The following is an 11,042-nucleotide window of genomic DNA, read 5'->3' as shown; positions in this document are numbered from 1 at the left end:
ATGTGGTTACAATAGCAGAGAGGATACACCTGTTCCCATTCCGAACACAGAAGTTAAGCTCTCTAGCGCTGATGGTACTTGGTGGGAAACTGCCTGGGAGAGTAGGACGTAGCCACGTAATTTTTTTGAGTAAATTTATAAAAAATAAAAAATTTTTATTTTTTGTGTTTAGACATGGCAAATTTGGGACATAATATAATTGTAAAACTTAATAGCAAAAATAAATTACTCAATCTCCCCCACTTAAAGGCCTCTATCCCCCATAGAGGTCTTTTTTATTATGTCTAATTTGCTATATCAGTTATTTTATTTATTTTGATTCTATCTTATTAGTCAGTATATTTATTTAAGTTTAGCATAATTTAACAGAAAATATATGTGATTTAACATCTATTTTAATAAATTTACTATATGTTCACTTTGTCTTAATATGTCCTTTACAAATAAAGAGTATTATTAATTTATAAGTAAATCGTATAACTAAACAAAGTATTTTGAGGAGGATAAAAAATGGCAGATATAAGACTAGAAAATGTCACAAAATCTTATGATAAAAAGAACACTGTTATAGAGAACTTGAACCTTACTATAGAAGATGGTTCTTTTACGGTATTGGTAGGCCCAAGTGGTTGTGGAAAATCTACTACACTAAGAATGATTGCTGGGCTTGAAGATATAACTTCAGGTAATTTAAAAATTGAAGAAAATGATGTAACAAGAACTGATGCAAGTAAGAGAGATATAGCTATGGTATTTCAGAATTATGCATTATATCCACATATGACTGTAAAAGAAAATATAGAATTTGGTTTAAAGAATAAAAAAGTTCCAAAAGAAAAAAGAGAAGAACTTATAACAGAGGTTATTGATATAGTTGGATTACAAGAATATTTAAATGTAAAGCCAGGAAATTTGTCTGGAGGACAAAGACAGAGAGTAGCATTAGCTAGAGCAATGGTTAAAAATCCAAAGGTATTTTTAATGGATGAACCATTATCAAATTTAGATGCAAAACTGAGAAATCAAATGAGGACAGAATTAATACAGTTACATCAAAAATTAAAATCTACATTTGTTTATGTAACTCATGACCAAGTCGAAGCAATGTCAATGGCGGATAAAATAGTTATAATGAACAAAGGAAAGATAATGCAAATAGGTTCTCCAAAAAAAATATATCAAGACCCTAAAAATTTGTTTGTGGCACAATTTATCGGAAATCCTTGTATGAACATATTAAATATGAAGGATAATATCAAACTTGGATTTAGGCCTGAAAAAGCTGTATTAGAAAGTATAAATATAGATATAAAAAATGATGATACTTTTAATTTACTTGGAAAGGTTATAACTAAAGAGGTATTAGGAAACGAAACTATATACTGTTTATCTGTTCTTGACAGTGAAGTAAGGGTTAAAACAGAAAACGATATATTTGATATAGGGAAAACTTTGAAAGTAAATGTATTAGAAAAGGATTTATATTATTTTAATAAAGATGGGCAAAGAATAAATGATATAAAAGAATGTAAGAATATGTATTCTAAAATCAAAGGAGATATTTATGAAAAAGCAATTTAATAAAGCATATTTATACATAACACCTGCAATTATAGGAACTTTACTGTTTATAGTATATCCAATAATTAAGACAATATCGCTGAGTTTCAAATCAGGAAGTCTTCTTAGTTCAACTTTCGAAAATGTAGGATTAAATAATTACACAGAGCTTTTAAAAAATCCAGAGTTTATACAAACTATAACGAATACTGCAATTTATACTTTTTTTATGGTAATTATATCTATATCACTAGCTATAGTACTTGCTGTTTGGTTAAATAAAAACTCTATAATACACAATTTGACACAAAGTATAATCTTTACACCATATGTAATTTCACTAGTATCTGTAGCTGTATTGTGGCTTTGGATTATGGAGCCACAGTATGGCTTTTTAAACTGGATACTGTCAACATTGCATTTACCAACATCAAAATGGCTTTCAAGTGAAAGTTCAGCTTTAATGTCATTGATTCTAATAGGAATATGGAAAACTCTTGGATACAATATTTTAATCGTGTTATCAGGTCTTAAATCGATACCAAACTATATATATGAGGCTTCTAAACTAGACAATGCAAACAAGATAACGAATTTCTTTAAGGTAACATTGCCATTATTATCGCCAACAATATTTTTTCTCATGATAACAACAACAACAGCATCATTTCAAGTGTTTGACGAAATAAGCATAATGACACAAGGTGGTCCATTAGGTTCAACTAACATGTTATCTTATTATATATATGAGTCTGGATTTATATATTACGATATAGGGCAAGCAAGTGCAGCAAGTATGTTTTTATTAGCCATAGTTATGATTGCTACATATGCTAATTTCAGACTATTATCAAAAAAAGTTCATTATCAATAAATAAAAAATATATATTATAAGGCGTGTTAAAAAGGAGGACAAAATGGACATTATAAGACCTATTAAAAAAGATAAAGCTGATATAAAGAAAATAGTATCAAAATCAATAGAAGTATTAATTCTACTACTTTTATCTGCAATATTTATATTCCCTTTTATATGGATGCTGTCAACATCTTTTAAAAACCCACAAGAAATGATGCAACTACCACCTACAATAATACCAAACGATATAGTACTAGGAAATTATACTACAGCATGGAATTCAGGACCATTTTTTAGATATTTATTAAATAGTATCTTTGTGACAGGTAGTATTTTAATCGTACAGTTTTTAGTGATGGTTCCTGCAGCTTATGCATTTTCTAAGATTAAATTTAGAGGTGAGAAGGTATTGTTTGGACTATTACTCATAGGACTTATGATTCCTCCACAAGTAACTTTTTTACCTGTATATATGATGATGAGTAAATTTGGATTTATAAATACATATGTGCCACTTATAATTCCATTTATGACATCTTCATTTGGTATATTTCTGCTTAGACAAAATTTTATGCAGATATCAGATGAGATTATTGAAGCAGCTAAATTAGACAATACTTCGGACTTAAAAATAATGTTTAAAATAATGGTTCCTATGGCAAAACCAGCAGTAATAACATTTATATTATTTAATTTTATATATCATTGGAATAACTATTTCTGGCCTTTAGTAATGACAAATACAGATGCAATAAGGACTTTACCAATCGGAGTAGCTCTTCTTAAATCTTCAGAAGGAATTACTGCATGGAATGTAATAATGGCAGGAAATATAATTTTAATTTTACCAATAATTCTTGTTTATATATTTGCAAATAAAAAAGTAAAAGAAGCTTTTATGTATTCAGGAATAAAATAAAAAGTCAAAAACTAAATTTGGAGGATGGAAATGAAGCTTAAAAGAAAATTAGCAACAGGATTAGCAATAACATTATTATTAGGTTCTTTAGTTGGGTGTTCAAATTCTAATGACTCAAATACATCTAAAGGAGAAAAGACAGATAGCAATATTACAAAGATAGATTTCTGGGCACCTTTGGGTGGAACTAATGGTGAAACAGCACAAAAAATGGTTGACCAGTTTAATAGTGAACATAAAGACATACAAGTAAATATGCTAAAACAAAAAGATTACTATGAAAATGCAACAAAATTACAAGCTGCATTAACTTCTAAAGACCAACCAGATGTAACATTATTAGAAATAACTCAAACAGGTACATTTGCATCAGCAGGAGCTTTAGTAGATATGAGTAAATACTTTGATAAGGCATACCAAGAAAGATTTTTTTCTGGTCTTCTAACAAATTCATATTATGAAAATAAGTTTGTTGGTATGCCATTTAATAGAAGTACACCAATACTATACATAAATAAGGATATGGCAGTTAAAGCAGGCCTTGACCCTTCAGGACCAAAGTCATGGGAAGAACTTAAAACATATGCTAGTAAAATGACAAACAAATCAGAAGATACTTATGGATTTGAAACTCCAATAGATATTTGGTTCTATGAAGCTATGGTAATGCAAAGTGGAGGAGAAATAACTGATGGAAAAAAAGTAGCATTCAATAATGAAGCAGGTCAAGCACCAGTTAAATTCTGGCAAGATATGATGAAATCTGGAATAATGAAAATGCCACCTGGTGAAGATTATAATGCTTGGGATGTAGCAAAGCAAGATTTTGTAAATGGTAAAGTTGGTATGATATTTACATCAACAGCAGATTTAGCAGGTCTTATGCAACAAACAGACGGTAAGTTTGAAATATCAACAGCATTTTTACCAAAAAATCAAAAATATGCAACGCCTACAGGGGGAGCAAACTTAGTTATGCTTGAAGGTGGAACAGACAAAGAAAAAGATGCAAGTGCAGAATTTATGGAATGGATGACTCAAACAGATAAAATAGTTCAATTTAGTTCATCAACAGGATATCTGCCAACAACTGAAGATGCAACTAAATCAGAAAAATTACAAACATTGTATAAAGAAAAGCCACAATATAAAGTCGCAACTGACCAATTACAATATGCTGTTGCCCTTCCAATGTTAAATGGATATAAAGAAGCAACTGATAAGTTAATGGATGAGATTAAAAAAGGTCTTACTGATTTAAATGTGGCGCCAAAAGATGCAGTAAGCAAAGGAACTTCTGCGATGCAAGCAGTAATAGACAAGACTAATAAATAATTATAGACAGGTATGAAATGTTGATAAAATATCACCTGTAACATATATAGATTATAGATTGATTGAACGTATCCAATAATATATGAATGAAGAGGTAATGTAAATGACAAAAGTTATAGTATTATCAGTAGATTCTTTATTTGAAAAAGATTTAGAATTTGTAAAGAATCTACCAAATTTTAAATCTATCTTAGAAAATTGTTCTATGGTGAAAAATATAAATTGTGTATATCCAACTTTAACATATCCTTGTCATACAAGTATGGTTACAGGAGTATATCCTAAAAAACATGGAATATATCATAATGAAAAATTTGACCCAAATAAAGAAAATAAAGATTGGTATTGGTATTCAAAAGATATAAAAGTAAAGACAATTATAGATGTAGCAAAGGACAATAATCTGACTACTTCTAGTATCTTATGGCCTGTAATGGGTGCAAATCCAAATATAGATTATAATATTGCAGAGATATGGGCTCCTAATAGAGAAGATGACCCAAGAGAAATTTTTGAAAAAAGTTCAAGTAAGGTTATAATGGATAGTATTTATGATAGACATTGTCACTATATTGATTGGAAATTAGAGCCTAATATGGATTTGTTTGGAGTAAATTGTGCTATAGATGTAATAAAAGAATATAATCCAGATTTAATGTTAATACATCTAGCAACTTTGGACCATACACGACATAACCATGGTTTGTTTAATGAAAAAGTAAATGAAGCCTTGAAAATGAATGATAAATGGTTAGGAGATATAATTCAAGCTACAAAGGATGCAGGTACATATGAAGATACAAATTTTATAATACTTGGAGACCATGGTCATCTTAGAGTTGATAAAGTTGTAAATCCAAATGTTTTACTTAAATCACATGGATTTATAACAGTAGAAAATGGAGTAGTTAAGAATTTTGATGCCTATGTAAATTCGTCAGGTATATCAGCACAGATAATAGTAAGTAACCAAAATAGATTAGAAGAGTTGAGAGTATTGCTTGAAGAGTTTAAAGAAGAATTATTTATAGAGAATATATTTACCAAAGAAGAAGCATCCAATCTTGGACTTGAAGGCGACTTTGAAATGGTAATTGAAGGAATTGAAGGAATTTCATTTGGAAATGATTTAGAAGGAAATATTATAAAGGATTCTGATATAAAAGATTACAAGTTTGCTGTTGCTACACATGGTCATTTAACTACTAAGGGGAATAGACCTCCGTTTATAGCTTTTGGACCTAAAATAAAAACAGGCGTAGTAGAGGAAGAAGGCGACTTAAGAGCTCATGCAGCAACTATATTAAGACTATTCGATTTGAAGCTAGACGGAGTTGAAAAAGAAGCATTTGATTTCATTATATAAACTGGATAAAGTATTTATTTTCCATTACTTATAGACTTCTATTATAAAGATAGAAGTCTTTTTTTATATTTTAGATTTAAGTAAAATTTAAATGGGTAAAATATTTAAAATAACTGAAACAATTCTAGAAAGGTATGATATAATAATACATGTTAGGAACTAATGTTCGAAAAGAAGGAGTGATACTATGGATTTTAAAATAAAGTCAGACTTCAAACCAACAGGTGACCAACCAGAAGCTATTAAATCAATAGTGGATTCTATAAATAGAAATGAAAAATTTTCGACATTGTTAGGTGTAACAGGTTCAGGAAAAACATTCACAATGGCAAATATAATACAACAAGTTAAAAAACCTACCCTAATAATGGCTCATAATAAAACACTAGCAGCACAACTTTATAGTGAGTTTAAAGAATTTTTCCCAGACAATGCAGTTGAATATTTTGTAAGTTACTATGATTACTATCAACCAGAGGCATATGTAGCTCACAGTGACACTTATATAGAAAAAGATGCAAGTATAAATGACGAAATAGATAAACTTCGACATTCTGCTACAGCATCTATTTTAGAAAGAAGAGATACTATAATAATATCTTCAGTATCTTGTATATATGGTTTGGGGGACCCAAAAGATTATAAAGAACTTATGTTATCTATAAGACCTGGTATGCAGAAGGATAGAGATGATGTAATAAAAAGGTTAATAGAGATACAATATGAAAGAAATGATATAAATTTTACAAGAGGGACTTTTAGAGTTAGAGGAGATATATTAGAAATATTTCCAGCTAGCAATGATGAAAAAGCAATAAGAATAGAGTTCTTTGGTGATGAAATAGATAGAATAACAGAAATTGATTATGTAACAGGAAAGATTGTTGGGACAAGAAATCATGTTGTTATCTTCCCCGCATCTCACTATGTAACAACACCAGAAAGAATTGAAAATGCAATTGTTCAAATTGAAGATGAACTTCAACAACAAATTGAGACTTTTAAAGAAAATGATAGGCTTTTAGAAGCACAACGGATTGAGCAAAGAACGAAGTATGATATAGAAATGTTAAAGGAGATAGGGTTTTGTCAGGGGATAGAAAACTACTCAAGGCATATTACTGGAAGAGAAGAAGGAGAAAGACCATATACATTAATGGATTTCTTTCCAGATGATTATTTGATAATTGTAGATGAGGCACATGTTACTATTCCGCAAGTAAGAGGAATGTACGCAGGAGATAGATCAAGAAAAACATCTCTTATAGAAAATGGATTTAGATTACCTTCTGCACTTGATAATAGACCGTTAAATTTTCAAGAATTTGAAGGAAACATAAATCAAATATTGTTTGTAAGTGCTACACCAGGTCCTTATGAAATTCAACATTCTGAGACTATAGCTGAACAGATAATAAGACCAACAGGCCTTTTAGACCCAATTGTAGAAGTAAGACCTATAAATAATCAGATAGATAATTTAGTAGGGGAAATAACTAAAACAATAGAAAAAAATGAAAGAGTGCTTATAACCACTTTAACTAAAAAAATGAGTGAAGATTTAACTAATTACCTTAAAGAAATAGGAATAAAAGTTAAATATCTACATTCAGATATAGTTACATTAGAAAGAACAGAGATAATAAGAGACTTAAGACTGGGAAAATTTGATGTACTTGTAGGAATAAATTTACTTAGAGAAGGTCTAGATATACCAGAGGTTTCACTTATAGCAATTTTAGATGCAGACAAAGAAGGTTTCTTACGTTCCGAAACAGCATTAATACAAACTATTGGACGTGCAGCTAGAAATGAAAATGGAAGAGTTATTATGTATGCTGATAGGATAACTGATTCAATGCAAAATGCTATTGATGAGACAAAAAGAAGAAGAGCTATACAGAATTTATATAATGAAGAACACAACATAACTCCTAAGACTATACAAAAAAGTGTAAGAGATAGTATAGAAGCAACTAAAGTTGCAGAGGAAGAAGTTGTCTATGGAATAACTGATACAGATGATAAAGAAGAGATAAAAGATAATATAGAAAAATTAAAATCAGAGATGATGGAAGCTGCTCAAAACTTACAATTTGAGAGAGCGGCAGAATTAAGAGATAAGGTAAAACAGTTGGAAGAAAAATTGGAAAAATAGAAAGGTAAAAACAAGGTTATGGAAGATAAAATTATAATAAGAGGAGCAAAAGAGCATAATTTAAAAAATGTAGATTTAGAGTTACCAAGAGATAAGTTTATAGTTTTTACAGGATTGTCTGGTTCTGGAAAGTCATCTTTGGCATTTGATACGATATATGCAGAAGGCCAAAGAAGATATGTAGAGAGTTTGTCTGCTTATGCTAGACAGTTTTTAGGGCAAATGGAAAAGCCAAATGTAGAATATATTGAAGGTCTATCACCAGCTATTTCAATAGATCAGAAGACTACTTCAAAGAATCCACGCTCTACAGTTGGAACAGTAACAGAAATATATGACTATTTGAGATTGTTATTTGCAAGAGTAGGCGATGTATATTGTCCTACATGTGGTGAAAAAATAAGTCAAATGACTATTCAAGAAATAGTTGATAAAATGCTAGATTTTCCAGATAGAACTAAGTTGCAAATACTTTCGCCAATTGTTAGAGGTCAAAAAGGTACACATAAAAAGGTCTTAGATAATATTAAAAAAGAAGGATTTGTAAGAGTTAGAGTTGATGGGGAAAACTATGAAGTAAGTGATGATATTGTTTTAACTAAAAACCAAAAACACAGTATAGAAGTAGTAGTGGATAGAATAGTAGTCAAAGATGGAATAGAATCTAGACTTGCAGATTCAATTGAAACTGCGGTTAAACTATCAGATGGTCTTGTAATAGCTCAAATAATAGATGGAGAAGAGATTCTTTTCTCAACTAAATTTGCATGTCCAGAACATGGAATTGGGATAGAAGAATTATCTCCAAGAATGTTTTCATTTAATGCTCCTTTTGGAGCTTGTGATGTTTGTAATGGTCTTGGGGAAAGTAAAGAAGTTGACCCAGAACTAGTTGTACCAAATAAAGATTTATCAATAAAACAAGGTGCAGTGGCTGCTTGGGGTTCAACAGGTGTCAACGACGATACTTATTATAGCAAAATGATAAAAAGTTTAGCAGAGCATTTTAATGTATCTCTGACAACTCCATTTAAAGATTTACCAGAAGATTTTGTTCAAGAGTTACTTTATGGTAAGGATAATATAATGGTAGAGTTTGTTTATGAATCAAAATTTGGAGGAACTAGAAATTATAAATCATATTTTGAAGGAGTAGTAGTAAACTTAGAGAGAAGATACAAAGAAACTAACTCAGAGTATATGAGAGACAAAATTGAAGAATATATGGCAGAAAGACCTTGTCCAAAATGTAAGGGATTGAGACTTAAAAAAGAGGTTTTATCTGTTTTAGTTGATGGAAAAAATATAATGGAAGTAACAAACTTATCTGTTAACGAATTGATAGATTTTATGGAAAATGTAACTCTTACAGAAAAGCAAAGATTTATAGCTCATGAAATTATAAAAGAGATAAAGGGAAGAGCTAAGTTTTTAAGAGATGTTGGTCTTGATTATTTGAATTTATCAAGAAAAGCTGGAACACTTTCAGGAGGAGAAGCGCAACGTATAAGATTAGCAACTCAAATCGGTTCAGCATTAGTTGGAGTGTTATATGTGCTTGATGAGCCAAGTATAGGTCTTCATCAAAGAGATAATGACAGACTTATAGGCACTCTTAGACATCTAACAGATTTAGGAAATACTTTAATTGTCGTAGAACATGATGAAGATACAATGAGAGAAGCTGATTATGTTATAGACATTGGACCTGGTGCAGGTATACATGGTGGTGAGATAGTTGCACAAGGAACTTTAGATGAAATAATAGAAAATGAAAACTCAATAACAGGTCAGTACTTAAGTGGAAAAAAACAAATATTAGTTCCTGAGACTACTAGAGAAGGAAATGGAAGTTTTATAGAAGTAATCAAAGCATCAGAAAATAACCTAAAAAATATTGATGTAAAATTGCCATTAGGTAAGTTTACATGTATAACAGGTGTTTCAGGTTCTGGGAAAAGTACACTAATAAATGACATACTTTATAAAGGTGTTGCAAGTAAAGTGAATAGACTAAAACAAAGAGCTGGTAAGCACAAAGAAATAAAAGGAATTGAAAATATAGATAAGGTTATAAATATTGACCAAAGTCCAATTGGAAGAACACCTCGTTCAAATCCAGCTACTTATACAGGGGTATTTGATTTTATAAGGGATATTTTTGCTGCTACTAATGAAGCTAAAGCAAGAGGATATAAAAAGGGAAGATTTAGTTTTAATGTAAAAGGTGGTAGATGTGAAGCTTGTAAAGGTGATGGAATAATAAAAATAGAGATGCACTTTCTACCAGATGTATATGTTCCTTGTGAGGTTTGTAAGGGTGAAAGATACAATAGGGAAACATTACAAGTAAAATACAAAGATAAAACTATATCTGATATACTAGATATGAATGTAGAAGAAGCTGTTGAGTTTTTTGAAAATATACCAAACATAAAAAGAAAGCTGGATACATTGATGGATGTAGGTCTTTCATACATTAAATTAGGACAGCCTTCAACTCAATTGTCTGGAGGAGAAGCACAACGTATAAAATTAGCATCAGAACTTAGTAAAAGACCAACAGGAAAGACTTTATATATATTAGATGAACCTACTACAGGACTTCATATGGCAGATGTAGATAAGTTAATTCACGTATTACAAAGATTAGCAGATACAGGAAATACAATTATAGTTATAGAACATAATCTAGATGTTATAAAGACTTGTGATTATGTAATAGACCTAGGCCCAGAGGGTGGAGATAAAGGTGGAACTATAGTTGCAACTGGAACACCAGAAGAAGTATCTAAAGTTGAAGGGTCTTATACAGGTCAATTCTTAAGTAAATATTTCTCTTAGG

Annotated in this window: 7 protein-coding genes and 1 rRNA gene; all 8 read left to right on the top strand. The window is 30.3% G+C overall.

The features are described 5' to 3' along the window. The first annotated feature begins 1 nt into the window (after window position 1). The 8 genes from rrf to uvrA all read left to right on the top strand — a co-directional run bounded on the left by rrf (window position 2) and on the right by uvrA (window position 11,041). A 5S ribosomal RNA gene (gene rrf / locus IC214_RS13910) occupies window positions 2-118 on the top strand. A gap of 392 nt (window positions 119-510) precedes the next feature. Beyond that, a complete protein-coding gene (locus IC214_RS13905; protein WP_227866749.1) occupies window positions 511-1,581 on the top strand; it encodes an ABC transporter ATP-binding protein in 1,071 nt (356 codons plus the stop codon). After that, complete coding sequence (locus IC214_RS13900) at window positions 1,565-2,434, top strand: carbohydrate ABC transporter permease (RefSeq protein WP_227866748.1); 870 nt, start codon at window positions 1,565-1,567, stop codon at window positions 2,432-2,434. Before IC214_RS13905 ends, IC214_RS13900 begins: the two co-directional genes overlap by 17 nt. Before the next feature lie 43 nt (window positions 2,435-2,477). Beyond that, window positions 2,478-3,338: a carbohydrate ABC transporter permease gene (locus IC214_RS13895; RefSeq protein WP_227831770.1), complete on the top strand. Its 861-nt coding sequence runs from the start codon at window positions 2,478-2,480 to the stop codon at window positions 3,336-3,338. Between the two features lie 30 nt (window positions 3,339-3,368). After that, complete coding sequence (locus IC214_RS13890; protein ID WP_227481803.1) at window positions 3,369-4,673, top strand: ABC transporter substrate-binding protein; 1,305 nt, start codon at window positions 3,369-3,371, stop codon at window positions 4,671-4,673. 103 nt (window positions 4,674-4,776) lie between these two features. Then, window positions 4,777-6,039 (top strand): ectonucleotide pyrophosphatase/phosphodiesterase, encoded by a 1,263-nt coding sequence (locus IC214_RS13885; RefSeq protein ID WP_227866747.1) that lies wholly within the window; start codon window positions 4,777-4,779, stop codon window positions 6,037-6,039. Window positions 6,040-6,226: 187 nt separating this feature from the next. Beyond that, window positions 6,227-8,197: an excinuclease ABC subunit UvrB gene (gene uvrB / locus IC214_RS13880; RefSeq protein ID WP_227836316.1), complete on the top strand. Its 1,971-nt coding sequence runs from the start codon at window positions 6,227-6,229 to the stop codon at window positions 8,195-8,197. Between the two features lie 18 nt (window positions 8,198-8,215). Next, window positions 8,216-11,041, top strand: a complete 2,826-nt coding sequence (gene uvrA / locus IC214_RS13875) for an excinuclease ABC subunit UvrA (protein WP_227863306.1) — start codon at window positions 8,216-8,218, stop codon at window positions 11,039-11,041. Window position 11,042 lies beyond the last annotated feature (1 nt).

Origin of the sequence: Clostridioides sp. ES-S-0190-01, assembly GCF_020658275.1 — a bacterium.
GTDB lineage: Bacteria > Bacillota > Clostridia > Peptostreptococcales > Peptostreptococcaceae > Clostridioides.
The sequence above is the reverse complement of the archived record's forward strand: the minus strand, read 5'-3'. Positions and strand labels throughout refer to the sequence as shown.

Excerpts from the sequence above, each read along its gene's own strand:
- IC214_RS13905 (WP_227866749.1), top strand. The coding sequence starts at position 511 with ATGGCAGATATAAGACTAGAAAATGTCACAAAATCTTATGATAAAAAG.
- IC214_RS13900 (WP_227866748.1), top strand. The coding sequence starts at position 1,565 with ATGAAAAAGCAATTTAATAAAGCATATTTATACATAACACCTGCAATT.
- IC214_RS13895 (WP_227831770.1), top strand. The coding sequence starts at position 2,478 with ATGGACATTATAAGACCTATTAAAAAAGATAAAGCTGATATAAAGAAA.
- IC214_RS13890 (WP_227481803.1), top strand. The coding sequence starts at position 3,369 with ATGAAGCTTAAAAGAAAATTAGCAACAGGATTAGCAATAACATTATTA.
- IC214_RS13885 (WP_227866747.1), top strand. The coding sequence starts at position 4,777 with ATGACAAAAGTTATAGTATTATCAGTAGATTCTTTATTTGAAAAAGAT.
- uvrB (WP_227836316.1), top strand. The coding sequence starts at position 6,227 with ATGGATTTTAAAATAAAGTCAGACTTCAAACCAACAGGTGACCAACCA.
- uvrA (WP_227863306.1), top strand. The coding sequence starts at position 8,216 with ATGGAAGATAAAATTATAATAAGAGGAGCAAAAGAGCATAATTTAAAA.